This is a genomic window from Paenibacillus favisporus, assembly GCF_040545415.1.
Lineage (GTDB): Bacteria > Bacillota > Bacilli > Paenibacillales > Paenibacillaceae > Paenibacillus_AQ > Paenibacillus_AQ favisporus.
This window is the reverse complement of the sequence record NZ_JBEPLV010000002.1, coordinates 457,607-477,174: the sequence shown is the minus strand read 5'-3', so window position 1 is coordinate 477,174 and position 19,568 is coordinate 457,607. Positions and strand designations below refer to the sequence as shown.

21 protein-coding genes are annotated in these 19,568 nt (G+C 54.5%); 6 read left to right on the top strand and 15 right to left on the bottom strand.

The genetic code is table 11. The annotated features are described in order from the left end of the window. Positions 1 to 69: 69 nt before the first annotated feature. Positions 70 to 2,043: an LTA synthase family protein gene (locus ABID47_RS10280; RefSeq protein WP_354497281.1), complete on the top strand. Its 1,974-nt coding sequence runs from the start codon at positions 70 to 72 to the stop codon at positions 2,041 to 2,043. A gap of 37 nt (positions 2,044 to 2,080) precedes the next feature. Here the strand turns inward: ABID47_RS10280 and ABID47_RS10275 are convergent, their stop codons facing one another. The 12 genes from ABID47_RS10275 to ABID47_RS10220 form a co-directional block, all read right to left on the bottom strand. Next, the gene (locus ABID47_RS10275; RefSeq protein WP_354496393.1) at positions 2,081 to 2,905 is read right to left on the bottom strand and encodes an aldo/keto reductase; all 825 of its coding nucleotides are present in this window, start codon (positions 2,903 to 2,905) and stop codon (positions 2,081 to 2,083) included. Between the two features lie 197 nt (positions 2,906 to 3,102). Further along, positions 3,103 to 3,384: a hypothetical protein gene (locus ABID47_RS10270; protein WP_076170265.1), complete on the bottom strand. Its 282-nt coding sequence runs from the start codon at positions 3,382 to 3,384 to the stop codon at positions 3,103 to 3,105. A gap of 134 nt (positions 3,385 to 3,518) precedes the next feature. Then, a complete protein-coding gene (locus ABID47_RS10265; RefSeq protein ID WP_076170266.1) occupies positions 3,519 to 3,821 on the bottom strand; it encodes an iron-sulfur cluster assembly accessory protein in 303 nt (100 codons plus the stop codon). Between the two features lie 113 nt (positions 3,822 to 3,934). Beyond that, positions 3,935 to 4,216: a hypothetical protein gene (locus ABID47_RS10260; protein ID WP_354496390.1), complete on the bottom strand. Its 282-nt coding sequence runs from the start codon at positions 4,214 to 4,216 to the stop codon at positions 3,935 to 3,937. A 168-nt stretch (positions 4,217 to 4,384) separates the two neighbouring features. Then, positions 4,385 to 5,584, bottom strand: a complete 1,200-nt coding sequence (locus ABID47_RS10255; RefSeq protein WP_354496388.1) for a M14 family zinc carboxypeptidase — start codon at positions 5,582 to 5,584, stop codon at positions 4,385 to 4,387. A 293-nt stretch (positions 5,585 to 5,877) separates the two neighbouring features. Beyond that, a complete protein-coding gene (racE, locus tag ABID47_RS10250; protein ID WP_354496386.1) occupies positions 5,878 to 6,690 on the bottom strand; it encodes a glutamate racemase in 813 nt (270 codons plus the stop codon). A 206-nt stretch (positions 6,691 to 6,896) separates the two neighbouring features. After that, a complete protein-coding gene (locus ABID47_RS10245; protein WP_145135734.1) occupies positions 6,897 to 7,238 on the bottom strand; it encodes a YtxH domain-containing protein in 342 nt (113 codons plus the stop codon). Between the two features lie 3 nt (positions 7,239 to 7,241). Then, entirely contained in the window at positions 7,242 to 7,706 is a 465-nt protein-coding gene (locus ABID47_RS10240; RefSeq protein WP_354496384.1) for a hypothetical protein, read from the bottom strand. A 184-nt stretch (positions 7,707 to 7,890) separates the two neighbouring features. Beyond that, positions 7,891 to 8,316 (bottom strand): DUF86 domain-containing protein, encoded by a 426-nt coding sequence (locus ABID47_RS10235; RefSeq protein WP_354496382.1) that lies wholly within the window; start codon positions 8,314 to 8,316, stop codon positions 7,891 to 7,893. Positions 8,317 to 8,471: 155 nt separating this feature from the next. After that, on the bottom strand, positions 8,472 to 8,759 hold the full coding sequence (locus ABID47_RS10230) for a Dabb family protein (protein WP_076170272.1): 288 nt from the start codon (positions 8,757 to 8,759) through the stop codon (positions 8,472 to 8,474). 87 nt (positions 8,760 to 8,846) lie between these two features. After that, positions 8,847 to 9,263, bottom strand: a complete 417-nt coding sequence (locus tag ABID47_RS10225) for a phage holin family protein (RefSeq protein WP_076170273.1) — start codon at positions 9,261 to 9,263, stop codon at positions 8,847 to 8,849. A 116-nt stretch (positions 9,264 to 9,379) separates the two neighbouring features. Then, positions 9,380 to 10,540, bottom strand: a complete 1,161-nt coding sequence (locus ABID47_RS10220) for a polysaccharide deacetylase (RefSeq protein WP_354496379.1) — start codon at positions 10,538 to 10,540, stop codon at positions 9,380 to 9,382. Between the two features lie 313 nt (positions 10,541 to 10,853). On the opposite strand from ABID47_RS10220, the gene ABID47_RS10215 reads away from it, so the two are divergent. The 5 genes from ABID47_RS10215 (at position 10,854) to ABID47_RS10195 (ending at position 16,787) form a co-directional block, all read left to right on the top strand. Then, positions 10,854 to 11,447, top strand: coding sequence for a helix-turn-helix domain-containing protein (locus ABID47_RS10215; RefSeq protein WP_076170275.1), 594 nt, complete (start codon positions 10,854 to 10,856; stop codon positions 11,445 to 11,447). Positions 11,448 to 11,968: 521 nt separating this feature from the next. Further along, positions 11,969 to 14,125: an ATP-dependent Clp protease ATP-binding subunit gene (locus tag ABID47_RS10210; RefSeq protein WP_354496377.1), complete on the top strand. Its 2,157-nt coding sequence runs from the start codon at positions 11,969 to 11,971 to the stop codon at positions 14,123 to 14,125. A gap of 455 nt (positions 14,126 to 14,580) precedes the next feature. Beyond that, on the top strand, positions 14,581 to 15,027 hold the full coding sequence (locus ABID47_RS10205) for a MerR family transcriptional regulator (protein ID WP_076170277.1): 447 nt from the start codon (positions 14,581 to 14,583) through the stop codon (positions 15,025 to 15,027). A gap of 107 nt (positions 15,028 to 15,134) precedes the next feature. Continuing rightward, positions 15,135 to 16,352, top strand: a complete 1,218-nt coding sequence (locus ABID47_RS10200; RefSeq protein WP_089546024.1) for an MFS transporter — start codon at positions 15,135 to 15,137, stop codon at positions 16,350 to 16,352. 12 nt (positions 16,353 to 16,364) lie between these two features. After that, the gene (locus ABID47_RS10195) at positions 16,365 to 16,787 is read left to right on the top strand and encodes a universal stress protein (protein WP_354496374.1); all 423 of its coding nucleotides are present in this window, start codon (positions 16,365 to 16,367) and stop codon (positions 16,785 to 16,787) included. 144 nt (positions 16,788 to 16,931) lie between these two features. Here ABID47_RS10195 and pstB read toward each other — a convergent pair whose 3' ends face one another. Genes pstB through pstC form a run of 3 tightly spaced genes read right to left on the bottom strand, consistent with a single transcriptional unit; the run spans position 16,932 to position 19,467 of the window. After that, positions 16,932 to 17,696 carry a phosphate ABC transporter ATP-binding protein PstB gene (gene pstB / locus ABID47_RS10190; protein WP_089546020.1) on the bottom strand — a complete coding sequence of 255 codons (765 nt, stop codon included), beginning with the start codon at positions 17,694 to 17,696 and terminating at the stop codon, positions 16,932 to 16,934. An 11-nt stretch (positions 17,697 to 17,707) separates the two neighbouring features. After that, a complete protein-coding gene (pstA, locus tag ABID47_RS10185) occupies positions 17,708 to 18,604 on the bottom strand; it encodes a phosphate ABC transporter permease PstA (protein ID WP_076170281.1) in 897 nt (298 codons plus the stop codon). Next, complete coding sequence (gene pstC / locus ABID47_RS10180) at positions 18,601 to 19,467, bottom strand: phosphate ABC transporter permease subunit PstC (RefSeq protein WP_260869391.1); 867 nt, start codon at positions 19,465 to 19,467, stop codon at positions 18,601 to 18,603. The genes pstA and pstC overlap by 4 nt, the downstream gene beginning before the upstream one ends. Positions 19,468 to 19,568: the final 101 nt, after the last annotated feature.

The following is a 19,568-nucleotide window of genomic DNA, read 5'->3' as shown; positions in this document are numbered from 1 at the left end:
GTATTTCTTATCATGACGTATTTACAACGCTATAGCAGGAGGTTGTCCAATTTGAACTACTCATACAGCATGTCCAGTCACGCTTCAAATGGCGGCTTCGGGCGGTTCATCCGCTCCCGTTACTTCACATACAGCCTATTTTTGCTGTTCATGATATATAAGCTGCTTCTTTTCCATTTTAAACTTCATATCAGCAAAATCGATTTCAACCCGCTGGACTTTTTTATCGGCCTCGGATCCCTGATCCTCATATCGTTCTGGACCTTATGGCTTCCCCGGCGCGGGCAGCGGATCGCGCTTATCGTCGTTAACCTATTGCTTACGGCGCTGATGTACACGGACTTGGTGTACTACCGATATTTTCAGGATCTGGTCACCTTTACGGTGATGATGCAGGCAAGTCAGGTGGACTCCCTCGGGGACAGCATTATGACACTGCTTCATTGGAGCGATCTATGGTTTGCCGCGGATTGGCTGCTGCTGGCCGTCATCGCGATATGGAAGCCGTCAGGATGGCGAAGTCCGGCACGGGGGGCACTGAATTTTACTATCGGAAAATCACCATCCCGGAAGGCCGGATTCGCCCGCCGCTTCTCATCCGGGATCGCCGCCCTGGTGATCGGCTGCGTCGTAACGTTTGCGCCGCTCAAGTTCTACATCGATTACTACGCTGTCGGCCTTTTTACCGGAAATTGGTGGAACCTTTCGCTTTATAACGTAACCGGGCTGCTCGGTTTTCATGTATACGACGCATACCGCTTCGGTAAAGAGCATTTGGGTCCAAAGCCCGTGCTCGCTTCGGGCGAAGTCGACAATGTGCAGGAATGGTTTGATCATAAAGATACAACGCGTTCGGAGAACGACGCCATGTTCGGCAAATACAAGGGCAGCAACGTCATAGTCATCCAGACCGAGGCGTTCATGAATTTCATGATCGGCAAGCAGATCGGCGGACAGGAAATCACGCCGAACTTCAACCGGCTCATGAAGGAAAGCATGTACTTCAGCCATTATTATCATCAAACCGGCCAGGGCAGAACCTCCGATGCGGATTTCTCGTCCCAGACTTCCCTGCATCCGGTTCCGTACGGCTCGGTATTCATCCGCTACGCAAACCATCAGTTCAACTCGCTCCCGGCGATCCTGAAGGAGCACGGCTACACGCCAAATGCGTTCCATGCTTATGACGGCAGCTTCTGGAACCGGAATGCGATGTACGAAACCTTGGGCTACGACCGGTTTTTCAGCAAAAAGGATTACGATATCGACGAGCCTCTCGGCTGGTCGCTCGGGGACAAATCCTTTTTCAAGCAGTCCATGGATCAAATTGAGCGGCTTCCGCAGCCGTTCTACTCGTTTCTGATTACACTCTCCTCCCACCATCCGTTCTCGCTGCCGGACGACGTGCAGGAGCTGAATGTCGGCGAGTTCGACGGAACCGTCTTCGGAGATTACCTGCAGGCGATCCACTATGTGGACGCAGCGCTCGGTCAGTTGGTGGAACGGCTGAAGCAGGACGGCCTTTGGGATCATACCATCCTGTATATCTACGGGGATCATGACAATTCGGTGAAGGACAGAGCCGTCTATGAGAAGTTTCTGGGCAAAAGCCTGACCGATTTGGACATGGAGCAGATCATGAACGAGGTGCCGCTCCTCGTGCATCTGCCGGACGGGGAGGGCGCAGGGGTGTATGACAAACCTGCCGGACAGCTGGACATGGCGCCATCACTCCTGCACCTGCTGGGCATTTCCGCCAAGTCCCAGTACATGATGGGAAATGACCTGTTTGACGGCCAAGACCGGTTCGTGGTCCTGCGCAGCGGAGCTTATACAGACGGCAAACGCTTCTACATTCCCTCCCAAAGCGGCATGTTCGAGGATGGCAGCTGCTATAGTCTGGAGACCGGCAAAACGGTTGATGTCAGCACTTGCCGTGCCGGCTACGACCGGGCGAAAAAGGAGCTGTACACCTCCGATGAAACCTTGCAGTATGACCTGATCCCTAAGCTCAATCAAAATGAAAAACCCGGAACTCCTTAAGGAGTCCGGGTTTTTGCTGCTTATATCGAAGAGAATGCTAGAACAAAAGCTTGTCCGGATCGCTGCCGACGCGGCGGTTCTGATTAAGGCTGTCGATCTTCTTGATTTCGTCGGACGACAGCTCGAAATCAAAGATGTCCGCATTCTCGCGTATCCGGGAAGGTGTAACCGACTTCGGAATCGTGACGATCTTGTTCTGGAGGTTCCAGCGGAGGATAACCTGGGCCGGCGTTTTGCCGTATTTCTGGGCGATGCCCGCCAGGGTCGAATCGTCGGTAAGCTTGCCCTGCATCAGCGGGCTCCACGCTTCGAGCTGGATTCCCTGTGCGCCGCAGAAATCCTGCAGCTCCTGCTGGATCAGCCGCGGGTGCAGCTCCACCTGGTTCACGGCAGGAACCGTCCTGCTGTCCTGCAGCAGGTCCTTTAGATGGTGAACGTGGAAGTTGCTGACGCCGATGGCCCGGATTTGTCCTTCCTCATACAGGCGCTCCATCGCTTTCCACGTATCTTTGAATTTGTCTTTGCCAGGCCAATGAATCAGGTACAAATCGATGACCTCGAGGCCTAGCCGCTTCTGGCTGCCTTCGAAGGCCCGGAGTGTGGAATCATAACCCTGGTCGTCGTTCCACACTTTGGTCGTGACGAAAAGCTCGCCTCTCGGAATGCCGCTCTCGGCAATCGCGCGGCCTACTTCTTCCTCGTTGCCATAAACTTTTGCGGTGTCGATGCTCCGGTAGCCGATCTCCAGCGCCAGCTTTACCGCCTTATACACATCGTCCCCTTGGGCTTTGTAAGTACCCAGTCCAAGCCATGGCATCGTAACTCCGTTATTCAGGATGGTGCAATCGGTAATGTGCTTCATACTCTCACAACCTTCCTTATGAAATAATGAGGAGACTAAAGAAGACAATCCTCATTATAACATAATCAGGGACGGGCCCCAAAAAAGCCCTTTCAATATAGTCGGCACTCCCGCTGTATGGATTTGACCCGAATCCAGAATGATGACATGCAAAAAACCCGCAAAGCGCAGTGCGCTTCACGGGTTCAGACAGGAACCTACGAATTCGATTTCCCTTCTTCGGACGTCAGTGACGCCAAACGGCTCTTTTCCTCGGCCAGCATTTCTTCAGCCAATTCGACGGCTTGACGGTTCTCCGCCAGGCCAGCTTGACGTACGGCTTGTTCCGTATGAGCCAGACGGTTGTGCGCCTGCTCGATCATTTGCCCGGTCGGATGGGACAGAGCCGAGGAAACCGCGTTGTGGAGCTTCTCCACCGCGTTTTGAGCCTGGGATACCGAATTTTGTGATTGCAGACTGGAATCGTAACGTGTTGTCATAAACAGTTGCTCTCCCTTCACTACAAAGTTCCTACCCGTCCTTAGAATGGTATGGAAGGAGCGGAACTATGCAGCAATCCGGGAATCCACCATTTTCCACCAGGTTCCTGCACGCAGGTTCGAAATTGAGCGCCTTAGTGATCGCCGTGATTGCCTTGGGATGGATTGGTGATCACAAAGCCTTCCTGCGGAAAATACAAATAGTCGATTTTGACACCGTCAAGAAGCGGCTCATTCTTGTCCAGAAGCACATCAATTTCCTTATCAGTGCTGACGATTTCATCCGAATCCTTGGGCTTGTCCATATCCAGGCCGTAGTGCGCATGGTCGCCATGGGCGTGAGTCACGAGCACGCGAAGCTTCAGATCGCGGTTTTCTTCCTTCTCGAGTTCTTTTTTAAGCACCTTGGCCGCATTGCGGGTAATTTTGCATTTCATCGGCTACATCTCCTATAGGTAAGGTTATCCAAGCTCTCCAACATAAATTTCTTGAGTTCATTCTATTTGTAACTATTGATTGTACAGTATCGGATATAGGATGGCAAGAAGCCTCAGCGCACCGGACCCTTGGGCGGATGAATCGCGCCGCCGTCCAGCAGACCGGGGTATTTTTTATCCATCCGGGAGACAAACCATCCCGTCATCAGCATCGTGACTCCTATATCGTCAATCGGGATAAACGGCATAACGTCGGGCAGCACCCAATACAGCACCACCGGAACGAGAAACAGCAGCTTGTCCGTAATGGCCACTTGAGGTGACACCAGGTAGCGCCAAATCCGGGAGAACATGTGGGACCAGCGCCGCAGCGAGAGCAGTCTTCTCCATTTCATGCCTTTCCCTCCTCTTCTTGTATATGTGTGGTACGGATCCATCCGGACCCGGACGAGCTCTTACGCGAAAAAAGGAAACGATCGCCGGTCTCTACTTAAACCTAACACAGCGTCCGCTCCCTTAATCATATCATACGTAATCTTGCAGAAAATGTTTCAATATTTTTTTCACAATGACATGAGTTCAGCAAGAATCAAACCGACGTCCAGGCTGATTTGATCGTAATCCTCAAGCGGAAGCGGGTTTTTGCCCAACCCGACCTCGACAGTAAAGCCGGGACGGCGGAAATGCTGGATAAACCAGTCTTTATAGCCGGCGTCGCTGCCTTCCAGCTTCACGGGACGATAGCCGCTGACCTGGCCCAGGCGGCGGGACCATTCCCGGCTCTCCTTGGGCTCATAGTTGCGGTAATTCCAGTAAATCTCCTGCCCCTGGCTGTGCAGAGATACGGCCGCATCGGGCGACGTTTCCAGCGTAAAGGCCGCCAGCGCCGCCGCTTCCGGCTCCGTCAACGGGGCTGTACCCGGGTAATCCCGGGGGGACGGAGACCGTTTGCCCCGCCTTTGCACCTCTTCCTCCCAATGGGCCGGGAACTGATCGCCCAGGTCCACGCCGTGAATATTAGCCTTCCAATGCCGGAAGTCGCGGCGGCAGCCGTTCCACTCCGTCAGCTGCCTGTAATACGGATGTCCGGGATGAATCCCTTCCTGAACCAGCTCCACGCCGTCCGGATTGACCATCGGGACGACCCAGAGTGTGCACTGCTGGTACCACTGCACGGGATCATAGCCGTTCCAGCGCTGCCCGCATTGCAGACTGCAGACGTATTCCTCGATGAAACGCATGACGGACGGCGTCGTAATCCATTCGTTTGCGTGGATGGAAGCGTTCACATGTATATGTTTGCCGCCTTCCCCGATTTTTACATACGGAAGCGGTTTTCCGAGCACGCTCTCTCCAATCGATCCGGTTTCGATCTTAGGATAGAACGCCTCCAACTGCCGGATATCATCCTTCATCTGACGGTAACCGTATTCTCCCTGAAGCTGGACGATACCCGCCCGTTCGGACGGAGGAAGCACCAGGACGCGCCCTTCGGGAAGAACATGCGGCGAGATGCCGGGATTCATCTCCATGATCGCCTCTTCCCGGGTTTGAAAGGCCGCAGCGATGCGGTCCAGCGTATCGCCGGCCTGAACCTCATACCTTCTACGCGGAGAAGAGGGAAGGTACAGAATCTGCCCCGGAATTAAATAGGGCTGGTCGGAAGCCCAAGGGTTGGCATTGATAATATGACTCGCCGATAACCCCCTGCTTGCGGCGATGCGTCTCAGGGTGTCGCCTTTCTTCACAGTATACTGCTGCATGGCATCGTTCCTTTCCGCGGGACTAGGCCGCAGTCATCATCACCATTCGTAACATTGTATGCCCCCGTGAGCTTGGCCCATGCGGTAAAAACGATCCCTATCGCCCTGTTGAAATCGATGATAAGGGCATGTACGTAAAATGTTCCTACGATCACTCTAAGCCAAACCTCAAGGAAGCCAGACTTCATTTAAACGGAGTTTTCACACGATAGGAATGCCGCGACTTTCTTATATCCAAAAAATCCGTAAGTCACCTTGAAGGCGGCTTACGGATTTGAGACCATCCAAAATCCTTATTCATCAAATTTGGAGACCTGCCATACGACCGGCGTCCGCCGGATTTGCTCCCCCAGCCACAGCTTTGCGATCCGTTTAAACATTTCGGTGTCGCCGCTGCAAAAAAACTGATGGACCGGGCTCTCCTCCCGGCTGGCGAGCTGCCCTTGATTATACAGAATGGTGCTGATTTCACGGGCCGTCTCGTTCGCCGAGCTGATCAGCTTGACGCTGCTGCCGATCACTTCCTGGATCGTATCCTTCAAAAAGGGATAATGCGTGCATCCCAAAATCAGACAATCGATGTCGGATTGGCGGATTCCCGCGAGCGACCTTTCCACGATCGCCGTTGTTTCTTCTGAGCGGAACAAGCCCTGCTCCACGAGCGGCACCAGATCCGGACAAGCCTGGCTGACCACCTTGACATAAGGCGACAGCTGCTGCAGCGCGGTGGTATAGGCCCCGCTGCGAATCGTACCGACGGTCCCGATGACACCCACCTGACCGGTTTTGGTTGCGCTGATGGCGGCTCTGGCTCCGGGATGAATCACCCCGATGACCGGAATCGGCACTTTTCCGGAAATATAGTCCAGCGCCGCAGCTGTCGCCGTATTGCAGGCGATCACGATCGTCTTGGGACTGAATTGGATCAGAAAATCGACGATCTGCTCTGTAAATTTTCTCACTTCATCGGACGAACGGGGTCCGTAAGGGGTGCGGGCGGTGTCTCCAAAATATATGATTTTTTCCCGTGGGAGCTGTCTCATGACTTCCTTGGCCACGGTGAGCCCGCCCACACCCGAGTCTAAAATTGCGATTGCCTGCTGCACGAACACACCGCTTCCTTCTCGTTTTCTTCTCTCTGTAGCTACCATATGAAAACCGTCAACAAAACGTACCTCATATCTTAACCCATTTCGTTTTTTCGGACAACCGTGGCATCGCACCCGAAAATATGGAAAAACAGGCCCTGCTCCCGGGTGACACCAGGAGTGGGCCTGCGCTTTACGATCCTGAATCCATGCCTGCTTCCAAATTAGTCCCGCTTCGCTTCGGCGTCGGTCAAATCGAAATCTTCGAACTCATCCGGCTCGCCAGCGGTTTCTTCCGAGAAAGAGGAGATCTGGGCCAGTTCGCCGGCTTCTTCCCCGTCAGCCTTGGACTTGCGCCAGGATTGGATATCGGCAATGACGTTACCTGCGGTATCTTTCACCTTGCCGGCCCATTCCTGGGTTTTGCCGCCAACCGTGCGTGCGCCCTCCGCAATATCCTGACGCAGTTCTTTCCCGGATTTCGGCGCAAGCAGCAGCGCGGTTACCGACCCTACAATACTTCCGACCAATGCGCCCCACAGCAGGCTTTTATTCTTTTCCTTCATATCTCATCTCTCCTTTTCACTTGATGGCACCGTTCCCGGCGGGTAAGCCTCCTGCTTCCAGGAGTGCCATACCGACAGCCCCACATCCAGCCACCGGAACGCTTCCGCGAGCCGAAGCTCATTGTCGCGGTGGGCTTTCTCCAGGCGCTCCATGGCGGAATCGGTGACGAGCTTCGAAATCGAATCCACCCGCTCCAGCGTGCCGGTTAAAGTTTCGCCAGCCAGCCGCAGCGATGAACTGAACGGTTCGATGTCTTCCACCCGCTCATGCAGAAGCGACAGTGTTGAAGATGCCTGAGTCAGCAGCTCCCTGGATTCTGCAGCCAGCTGTGTCATGTCGGCTCCCGCCTTCCCCAGAACGGATTCCGCCCGCAGCAGTACTCTCCTCAGCGTATGTAGAATGATCATTGCCACAACAGCGAACATGATAAATCCGCAAGCGATGAGTATATAGCCCCATTCCGCCATGATGTTTCACTCCCTTCGCCCAGCCGGGCTAATGCCTAGTTGATGGTGTATTATAAGCAGGGCGGGGTTGTCTTGACACAAAATGGGCGCTATTTTTTAAAAAAATTTGCATAAACACAAAAAGACCCGTCCATTCCCATGGACGGGCCAATAACAACCTATGCCGCTGCGGCGGAGAACCGGATTACGCACCCAGCTCCTGCTTCAAATAATCACGCACCTGCACGGAAAACTGTTCGAGAATGTCCGGCAAGACCGGGGTCAGCTTGTGCAGGCTTCTCCGGTCCCATGCGTAATATTCCTGCACCAACGGTTTGCGGAGACTGACGAGCTCAGCCAGCACGGCAAACACTTCATCGTCAAACACGCGCTCCTCATGCGTAATTTCTACGATATCCTCGTAGCTGCTTGCGTCGCGCATAATAAATCCATCAATTAAATAGCTGCCGACATCGGTTACGACCTCGACGGCCAAATGCAGCGCCCGTTCCTGAACGAAACCGGACACAATCCCGCCATCCCAATTCCCGGCAACCTGCTTTAATGCTTCCACGATGTCCGGAATCGCTTCCAGACGCCGCTGAATTTGTTCCTGGTTCACGTAATACACGGCCTTACCTCCATGATGTGGAAATTTATTTGTCCCGTTTTCCGCGGCGCTTCAGCCAGAATAACATGACAAACAAGGCCGCAATAAATACGATGAGCAGGAATAAGGTCTCCATTGGATATTCTAAATCGCTCATGTCCCATTCTTCCTATTCTTTAGAATTCGTAGTCCACACTCACGGATACGTCTTTCACTTCGTTGATGTGGCGGATCACGATCTGGTGCTCAGGATGAACCTGGTAAGCCTGCAAATCTTCCAGCGATGCAAGCTCCGTCACCAGCGCGATATCAAAAGAACGTTCCGAATGGATGACGTCGAGCCCAACCTCAATTGATACGAGCTGCGGAATCTTCCCCTCCATATTGCGGAGGACCGCGGCGGTGCGTTCAATACTTTCCGGTGATCTGTCCTTTAATTTAAAGAAGACGATATGCTTAATCATGTATCATGCTCCTTGTCCCATTCGAAAAGTGTACTGAGAAAAATATACCATATCCTCCCCCTCAGGGAAAGGAAACATGAAGAACCGTCACAGATCCGGACCGTTACCTTTGTCTTTATTTCGCAAAACGGCGATGAGCTGGCGGATTTTATCCGGCAGGGGCAGGCCAAGCCGTCCGTAATTTTCGGTAATCGATATGAGTTCGTTGGACATGTAAAAATAGATCGCCCCCGTCTTGATGACGTCGCTCCCGCTGCCGATCAGCACGTCCATCTGGTGCGCAAGGACGATGACGAGCAGCATCAGCGCTTTCCGGGTAAGACCCCAGAATCCGACCTGGCTGTCTAAGCCGGATCCTTCCTTGATGGAGGCCAGAACCCCTGTTGCATAGTCGATGAGTATGGTGATCAGAAACACCGTAAGCAGCTGATCCCACCCTCCCAATACGACGGTAAGAATTCCGCCGGCGGCCGCACTGATGCCGTTAACAACCAGATGATTCATCTCACAGCCCCTCCTTTCCTACCATCTCTTATATGAGTATGAAAGGAGAGAGGAATCTGCGCAGCCGGATATCTTCCATCACGGGCCTATTTCATAGATTTGCAGGGCGATTGGTCTTACCGTTTGTCGTTCCAGAAGTTGACCGGCGGCGTGCTGTTGGTCAGCGGCTTGAACGTGTAACCTTCGGCTTTCAGCGCTTTGATCAGCTTGTCCAGAATCGACGTGGTCGCCGTCTGGTCATGGAAGAGCACGATCGGGGTAACCCCTCTCTTCTTCATGGCCTTCACATCTCTCAGCACGTTGTTATAAATCGTCTGCGGACTGCTCTTGTAGCGCCAGTCGTCCGAATCAATGTTCCAATCCCACAGATGGTAGCCGTAAGAAGCCGTCAAATCCCGGTAGCTCTGAGTAAAATACGGCTTGCTTCCATAAGGCGGGCGGATCATTTTCGTATAAACGCCAGCAGCGGCGTGCAGCTTGTCGTTATCGGTGTTCATCTCACCCAGCGCAGACGAAGGTGATGCGTAGAAAGTATTCTTCTTGTGGCTCATGCCGTGCAGGCCGGCCCCATGCCCTTCCTTCACGATCCTGCGGACCGCGGACGGATGCGAAGCGATGTTATTTCCCAGCATAAAGAAGGTCGCCTTCACCTGATTGCGGTCCAGCACGTCGAGCAGGCGGGTCGTACCTGCATTCGGGCCGTCGTCGAACGTAATGTAGATCACTTTGCTGCCCTGCTGCGCCGTCGTGCCGTTCCCCGTGGAAGGCTTCTGGACAGCCGTCTTCTTATGTTCCTTGATATACGTGCTGTATTTCAGCGCCAGCTGATGGTCCGTCAAGGAGGCGGAGCTGTTTACCGCACGGTACAGCGACTGGGCGGCGTTGTAGGAAATTTGGTAGCCGAACTTGTCGGTCAGCTTCCGCAGGGAGACGAGCGTTCTTCCGTTTTTCAGAATGGCGTCCTTCCCGGGAACCGTCAGGACAAGCGCCTGCTTTCCGCGCGAAATGGTCAGCTTGCCTGCGGCGTACTTCGCCGACGCATTCATTTGGGAAACCGTAGAGGCGACGGGTACAAACAGTGTACCGTTATGTATAAGCGGCTGGGGCTGGTCGTAAGTGATCAGTTTGTCATTGACCGCGACAAAGACGGAAGCCTTGACAGAGGACGCCGTGCTGCCTGCGGCCGTAGCCAGCCCTCCTTCTGCCGAAAGTACAGTGCTAAAAACAAGCAGGAATGATAAGAGCCATTTCGAGTAGTGCAACTTCTTTTTCAACATAATCTACCAACCTTTTTCTCTCGGATTTGGCTAAGATGTCGTAGATACGCGAATCTAGTAATCTAGCACCCTTGCATTGTACCCTTCCCGGCTGGCGAGTTCAATTTCAATTCGGTAACAGTTTGATGACTGAATTGGAAGCATTTTGGGGTTGAAGTGAAAAAATAGTTCCTATTATTCACTTGACAACGGGATACCGTAAATTCCCGGGTCATTCGGCTGAAAACCGGGACCTTGCAGAAACAGGCGATAGCACTATTGAAAACGTAGCCGAAACTATTGTAGAATTTTAAGAAAAATCATCGGAGGAAATATGCCTAAACAACAAGAACCGCATTCCATTCAGGCGTGGTCTCTGATCAATCGCAAATACTTAGGAAAAGGAATCCGCGTCAAACGCTTCCGCAAGCCATCCCGCTGCCAAATCCGCAACCGCGTGCTGCTGGCCGTCCTGATGGCCAACGATATCAAGCTGTCGCAGCTGGCTGAAGACATTTCGGTTTCTTCCCGGAGCGTGAGCGCCTGGGTATATGAAGGACGGATCCCGGGAAAAAAGAATTTGGACAAGGTATGCCAATACCTGGGCTATCCGCATCACATTCTGTTTAATCATACCGTCACATCCACAAGCCCGATCATCTGTCAGCCATCCTCTTCGCGCTTCATGCGCCGGACGCTGACCCGGTCGCCTGTCAGCAACAAAATACTAACAGGGCTGTGCATGGTTCACGACCTGTCCGTCAGCGACGTCAGCGAATGGATGGACATCCATCCCGGAACGTTCCGGAAATGGCTGCACCAAGGGACGCTGCCGTCAGCCAGCTTTCAGGACCGGGCGGAGCAATTTTTCCGCATCCCGAAATTCATTTTGTTTGCCGACTGCATATTACAGGACGAGGAATCATGACACTTTTGGCTTATTCACCGCATTGATCATACAAGGTACGCCCTGCTCTTACGGAGACATTCCGGACGGCGGGGCTTTTTTCATGCTTCGGGAGACCCGGGCCTCGGTTATATCGCAAAAAAGTTATGTACATCGATAGACGTTTTTCTTTGCCTTCCAGCCGTTTTTTTTCGCCTCAAGCAAGCCGAAAGGCCGAACCGTTCCTTCTCTCAAACCTTTTTCTATATACTTACGAAAAATAACTGAAAACCTGTTGACATGTGTTCCAAGTGAGGTATAATAAGGTCAAAGAAAGTCAAAGTCAGATCAAAAGATCAAACTTGTACTGCATGAACAACCTCTTTAGGAGTTTGACTTTCGGTGCAGCCGTCTTTGTCCTGACGGAAGTTCTGACTTTTATCCCTTTATTCCGGCGGCCTGCTCCCGTAAGGCGCGGGCAGCTGTTTTCCTGATTAGAGGACATCCAGATGAAGTATTCAAAAATTGATTAATCCATTAACTAACGAAAGGGGCATGCCTTCATGCGCTGTCAACATTGTAATCATAACCAGGCAACCGTAGGTCTGAGCCTCACTGTCAACCATAAATCCGAGAAATTGTTTCTTTGCGAAGATTGCTATGCCAAAGTAAACGGCGGCGTGCCGTTTGCGGCCGGCTTTGGTCCTTCCGGCAGCTATTCTTCTCCGCTGGAAGATTTGTTCCGCGGCTTCATGCAATCCGGCCAGCCGGTATCCGGCGCGGCGCAGCAGCCTCCCAGAGCAGCTGCTCAAGAAGGCGGACGGCGCGGCGGCGGGCTGCTGGATCAGCTCGGACGCAATCTGAACGACGCGGCGCGCGGCGGCAAGATCGACAACGTCATCGGCCGCGACGAGGAGATCGACCGCGTCATCGAAATTTTGAACCGCCGGAACAAAAACAATCCGGTGCTGATCGGCGAACCGGGCGTCGGCAAGACGGCCATCGCCGAAGGGCTGGCGCTGCGCATTACGGAGGGCAGCGTACCAGCGAAGCTGCGGAGCAAAGAAGTCTATTCGCTCGACGTCGCCTCCCTCGTAGCGGGAACCGGCATTCGCGGGCAATTCGAAGAAAAAGTCAAACAGCTGATCGCCGAGCTGGAGCAGCGTAAAAATGTTCTGCTGTTCATCGACGAGATCCATCTGCTGGTCGGCGCGGGCTCCGCGGAGGGCTCTATGGACGCCGGCAACATCCTGAAGCCGGTGCTGGCGCGGGGCGAGCTGCAGGTCATCGGCGCCACGACGCTTAAGGAATACCGTCAGATCGAGAAAGACGCTGCGCTGGAGCGCCGCTTCCAGCCGGTGACGGTCGACGAGCCGACCGCCGAGGAAACGATCGAAATTTTGAAAGGGCTGCGTCCGAAATACGAGCAGTTCCACGGCGTACACTATCCGGACGAAACGCTTGAAGCGTGCGTGCGTCTGTCCAGCCGCTATATCCAGGACCGCTTCCTGCCTGATAAAGCGATCGACCTGCTCGACGAATCGGGCGCCAAGCTGAATCTGCGGGCTCCGGTCGGCAGTGCGGACGAGATCCGCGCCCGTCTGGAACAGATTACAACCGAGAAAGACGCAGCCGCCCGCGATGAAAATTACGAGCTCGCCGCCAAGCTGCGCGACGAGGAAGCCGAGCTGCAGCAACGTCTGAACGGGGATGCCGCTGCCGGAGAGGTCCTCGAAGTAACTGTCGAGGATATCCAGAACATCATCGAGCGTAAAACCGGCATCCCGGTCGGCAAGCTGCAGGCGGATGAGCGCGGCAAGATGAAAAATCTGGCCGCCCGCCTCGCAAGCCGCGTCATCGGCCAGGGCGAAGCCGTCGACAAGGTCGCCAAAGCCGTTCGCCGCGGACGCGCCGGACTGCGCAGCGACTCCAAGCCGATTGCGTCCTTCCTGTTCGTCGGTCCGACCGGTGTCGGCAAGACCGAACTGTCCAAGGCGCTGGCCGAAGAACTGTTCGGCAGCACCGATTCGATGATTCGCCTCGACATGAGCGAATACATGGAGCGGCACTCCGTCTCCAAGCTGATCGGTTCGCCACCAGGATACGTCGGTCATGAAGAAGCAGGCCAGCTGACGGAACGCGTACGCCGCAACCCGTACAGCATTATCCTGCTCGATGAGATCGAGAAGGCGCATCCGGACGTCCAGCATATGTTCCTGCAGGTGCTGGACGACGGCCGTCTGACTGACAGCCAAGGGCGTACGGTAAGCTTCAAAGATACGGTGATCATTATGACTTCTAACGCCGGCACGGCCGCCGATAAGAAAATCATGGTTGGTTTCACCGCCAAATCCGAGCAGACCCGCTCGATTCTTGATTCGCTCGGCAGCTATTTCCGGCCTGAATTCCTGAACCGCTTCGACGGCATCGTACCGTTTGCCTCGCTGAAGGAAGAAGACCTCGTAACGATCGTTGACAATATGCTCAGCGAAGTAACGGCCACCCTGTCGGAGCGCGGCATCTCCCTCGACGTGACCGGCGAAGCGAAACGCAAGCTTGCCGAACTCGGTTACGATCCAGCCTTTGGCGCCCGTCCGCTCCGCCGCGTTATTTCGCAGCATGTGGAAGACGGCATCACCGATTTGCTGCTGGACGACGAAGACGTTAAGGAGATTCGTGTCGAGCTGGAAGCAGACCAAGTTCGCGTCGTTCGCGCATAACGTCCGCCGAATAGCCAACTTATCAGCCTTAATTTAAAAAGCTGTCCCTCAACCGCTGCGCGGTATGGGACAGCTTTTTTTAGTATTTCTACAGACAATCAGGCATCGCTCAACACGGTCGGCTCGCCCTTCTCCCTGCACTGTTCCCCAGATGCCCGCTATAAAGCACTAGCCCCTCTTCTCCCCCCTCACCCTCTGAGCACTCCGCGACGCACAGCCATTGCCTTTCGACCGTGAAACATAAGGAAATGTTCAACGAAAAAGCCCTTCACCCCATCACGGCCGGATTCCGCACATAAACGGAGGATGCCGGGCATACTAAGCCGACAACCGCATTCCACAATAAATAGGACGTAAGAAATATATTTTCTGTTTCATAAATTTAACGTTGACGTTAACGTTAGTCAGGATTACAATGGGTAATGTTACCCGGGAATCTTTGTGGGAGGAAGGAAATGGATGAATATAAAATCGACGATGTCGCCCGAGAGTGCGGCTTGACGAAGAGAACGATCCGCTACTACGAAGAGATCGGCGTTTTTCCGACCCCTGAACGGAGCGAAGGAGGCACCCGCCTCTATACCCGCGAGGACATCGAGTACTTGAAGAAGATCGTCAATGCCAAAGAAATTCTCGGTTTCAGCCTGCAGGAGCTGGTTTCGTACTTATCCGTATCGGACGCTTACAAGCTGCACCACCAGACCTACCATGACATGACCAGCCGGGCTCATCGGAGGCAGCAATTGACCCATATGAGCGAGATGCTGGAAGAACAGCTTCAGATGCTGCGCACCAAAGTGGAAAAAATGCGCCTTATGCAGCAGGAGCTGGAACAGACGCAGACGCGGCTGGATGATTTCATCCGCAAATTCGACGAGGAAACCGATTCCCAGGAAAGCTGAAGCCGCTGCACGTGTCTATGCAAGGGCGTCGACAGACGTTTTTTTGTTGTGGAGATTCATGAAAACTTGAAAATACATGATTCATCAAAATGGAGGTAATGTTACTTATGAAAACCAATGCTTCGCAGCCCCTTGAGCTGGAACAGCGCCAAGGAGGGCTGTTGTCCCAGCCGAAGGCGGTATGGGCGATCGCTTTTGCCTGTATCATCTCCTTTATGGGCCTCGGCCTGGTTGACCCGATTCTGCCGGCGATCGCCGAGCAGCTGCACGCATCCAAGAGCCAGGTTTCGCTCCTGTTCACGAGCTACAACCTGGTAACCGGCGTAGCGATGCTGATTACCGGCGTCATTTCCAGCCGGATCGGCATCAAGAAGACGCTGCTGACCGGGATGCTGCTCATCGTCATCTTCGCGGCGCTGGGCGGTCTGTCAAACTCCATCGGCGGCATCGTCGGTTTCCGCGGCGGCTGGGGACTCGGCAACGCCCTCTTCATCGCCACCGCACTGTCCGCGATCGTCGGGCTGTCCACGTCCGGCACGGCCAAAGCGATCATTTTGTATGAGGCCGCGCTCGGTCTCGGGATTTCTGTCGGACCGCTGCTGGGCGGCGAGCTGGGCTCCATCTCCTGGCGCGGACCGTTCTTCGGCGTGGCCGTGCTGATGGCCATCGGATTTATTTTCGTTACGTTTATGCTTCCGAACGTGCCCAAGCCGAAAAAAGCCAGCACGCTGGCCGACCCGTTCAAGGCGCTGTCTTATCCGGCGCTGCTGATCCTTGGAATTACAGCATTCCTGTATAACTTCGGCTTCTTCACCCTGATGGCGTACTCGCCGTACGTCATGGACCTGGATGAGCACGGCCTGGGTTATGTCTTCTTCGGCTGGGGCATTCTGCTTGCCTTTACGTCGGTATTCGTCGCTCCGAAGCTGCAGAAGCGCTTCAGCGTCGTGTCGTCCATTGCAGCGGTGCTTACGCTGTTTACGATCGTGCTGCTCATTATGGGCATCGGTACGTATAATCACTCGCCACAAACCGTTATCGTCTGCGTCATCGTGGCCGGGATCTTCCTGGGCATCAACAACACGCTGATCACCACAGCCGTCATGCAGGCCGCTCCGGTGGAGCGCTCCGTCGCTTCCGCGGCATACAGCTTCGTCCGCTTCCTCGGCGGTGCCGTTTCTCCATGGCTCGCCGGCAAGCTGTCCGAGTGGTACCATGCGGAGACGCCGTTCTACTTTGGTGCCGTCATGGTCTTCCTCGGCGTCGTCGCCCTGCTCGTATCCCGCCGCAAGCTTGCCCATGTTGACCGGGCAGAAGGCCATTAAGGAGGTTCTTATATGTACTCACGTATTCTCGTACCCGTCGACGGATCCCAGCATGCCCGGCATGCGCTGGATTCCGCTGTATCGCTTGTGCAGAGCCTGAATACCGCTCCCGAGCTCGTGGTCCTGCACGTCAACCCGACCGTTTCCATCAATGAACCGCCGGTGGGCGTAGATCTGGAGGAGCACATCCGCCAGGAAGGCGAAAAAATACTCGCCCCGGCCACCGAAGAAGCGAGCCGCACGGGAGTCGCCTTCCGCACGGTCAGCAAAACCGGCGATCCGGCCAAGGTCATCTGCCAGACGGCCAAGGAAGAGTCGGCCGACCTGATCGTGATGGGCAGCCGGGGCATGGGCCTTGTCTCGGAAATGCTGATCGGCTGCGTCAGCCACAGCGTCGTCCAGCATGCGCACTGTCCGGTGATGATCGTCCGCTAACCCTCCTCACAAAGTGGAGTTTTTGCTCCAACATGGATTCAAATCCTTGCTGGGACACCGGACCGTATTAACCTTTATAAAACAAATAAGCCGTCCCCCATTCTTGATGGGGAGACGGCTTTTTGCTGTGCTGCATACGGCGGCTCATCCAAACCGACCGGAGATATACTCCTGGGTCATGGCATTGGCCGGGTTGGTGAAAATAATTTCGGTATCGTTATGCTCCATCAGCGTACCGAGGTAGAAATACGCCGTATAGTCGGAAATCCGTGCGGCCTGCTGCATGTTGTGCGTCACGATGACGATGCTCAGCTCTTTCTTGAGCTCGACGATCAGTTCCTCGACCTTGGAGGTCGAAACCGGATCGAGGGCCGACGCCGGCTCATCGAGGAGCAGAATCCCCGGGTTGACCGACAAGGCGCGCGCAATGCACAGGCGCTGCTGCTGGCCGCCCGAGAGCGACAAGGCGGACTGCTTCAGGCGGTCCTTCACTTCGTCCCACAGCGCCGCTTTGCGCAGGCTGGACTCGACAATCTGGTCGAGCTCTTTTTTATTTTTCACGCCATGGTACTTCGGTCCAAAAGCGATATTTTCGTAAATGGATTTATAAAATGGGTTCGGCTTCTGCCATACCATACCGATTTTTTGCCGCAGCTGAATGACGTCGGTGGAAGGATCGTTGATGTCCTCCCCGCCGATCCAGATCTTCCCCTTGATCACGGCTTGGGAAATCTCGTCGTTCATTCGGTTCAGGGACCGCAGAAACGTCGATTTCCCGCAGCCCGACGGGCCGATGAGCGCGGTAACGCTCTTGTCCGGGAAGGTCAGACTGATGTTCTTCACGGCTTCGTACGCCCCGTAAAACACGCTCAGGTTTTCAGTACGGAATGTAGTCGATGATTGTTGCATGCTCATTTCTCCTATCCCATTCGTTTGGATGCCGTCATGATCTTATAGAGCAGGTTGCCGAACCAGCGGGCAAACAGGTTGAAGACAAGCACGAGGATCACGAGCACCGCCGAAGCGCCTGCGGCAATTTCCGCCGCGTCGGGCGCAATGCCCTCACTGTTGATTTTCCAGATATGCACGGCCAGCGTCTCCGCCGGACGGAACGGATTGATCGGCGACGTAGGGCTCAGCGGGTTCCAGTTGGTAAAATCAAGGCGCGGCGTGGACATCCCTGCGGTGAACAGGAGCGCCGCCGCTTCCCCGAATACACGTCCTGCCGCTAGAACCGTACCGGTCACAATGCTCGGCAGGGCGACGGGAAACAGCACGGACGTGATGATTTTCCATTTTGATAAACCGAGCGCTAGTCCCGCTTCCTTCTGCTCCTTCGGTACGCTGCGGAACGCCTGCTCCGTGATGCGGACCATGAGCGGCAGATTAAAGATCGTCAGCACCAGCGCGCCTGAGAAGAGCGAAAAGCCAAAGCCGAACGTGTTGACGATCAGGAGCAGGCCGAACAAGCCGACGACGATAGACGGAAACGAGGACAGCACCTCGACGACGAGGCGGATTGCTCCGGTGATTTTACCTGGCTTGGCGTACTCGGCCATATAGATGCCGGCACCCAGCCCCAGCGGAATTGTAATAATAAGCGTCAGTACCAGCAGGAACAAGGAGTTAAACAGCTGCGGACCGATGCCGCCGCCCTCCCGGATCGTTTGGGGCACCGATGTCAGGAAGTGCCAGCTGATGTGGCTGAGTCCCCGGTACAGAATAAATCCGAGCAGTCCGAGCAGAACTGCCACGATTAATAAGGAAAACACCACAATAATGGCTGTTGCAATTTTGTCAGCGGCTTTAGCTTTCAAATCCGATTTCTCCTTTCGAGCAGGCGAACGATAACGACGAAGATAAAGGTCATGAACATGAGTGCGAGCGCCATGCTCCACAGCGCGTTACTGTGCGCGGTGCCCATGACGGTGTTGCCCATATCCAGCGTAATGACGCTGGTCAGCGTTGAGGCGGATTCGAACAGCGACCGCGGAATATGCGGCGCATTCCCGATGACCATCTGTACCGCCAGCGCTTCCCCGAAGGCGCGGGCCATGCCGAGGACCACCCCGGTCAGAATAGAAGGAAGCACGGTTGGCAAAATAACTCTGTAGATGGTTTGCCAGCGTGTTGCGCCGAGTGCGTACGAGGACTCCTTGAGGCCCCGCGGCAGCGAGGACAGGGCGTCGGTACCGATACTCGTAATCGTCGGCAGGATCATGACCGACAGCACGATCGAGCCCGCGGCGATCCCGATCCCCTGACCGGGAAACATGTCGCGCAGGGCGGGAACGATGACCGTCAGGCCGACAAATCCGTATACGACGGACGGAATTCCGGCAAGCAGCTCAATGACCGGCTGCAGCAGCTTTTTGCCCCAGCCCGGTACGATTTCCGTCATGAACAGCGATGCGCAGATGCTGAGCGGGCTGGCGATGACCGCCGCCAGAATCGACGTCGCGAATGAGCCGAAAATAAACGGCATGACGCCGAACTGCGGCTCGCCATGGTTGCCGTCCGGATCCCATTTGGAGCCGAACAGAAACTCGCTGAAGCTGACGCCGTCTTTGAAGAAAGTCGCCAGTCCTTTGGAAGCGACAAAATAAACGATGGACAAAATAATGACGATCAGAAGAATCGCGCAAATCGTCGTATAGCTGCGTCCCGCGAAATCTTCCATATGATGTTTTTTAAACCGTCCGGGACGGGGATTGTCAGCGATGCCTACAGGCCTTTCATCTATAGCTTTCATCGTTGTCCTTCTTTCTAAAGTGAAAATAG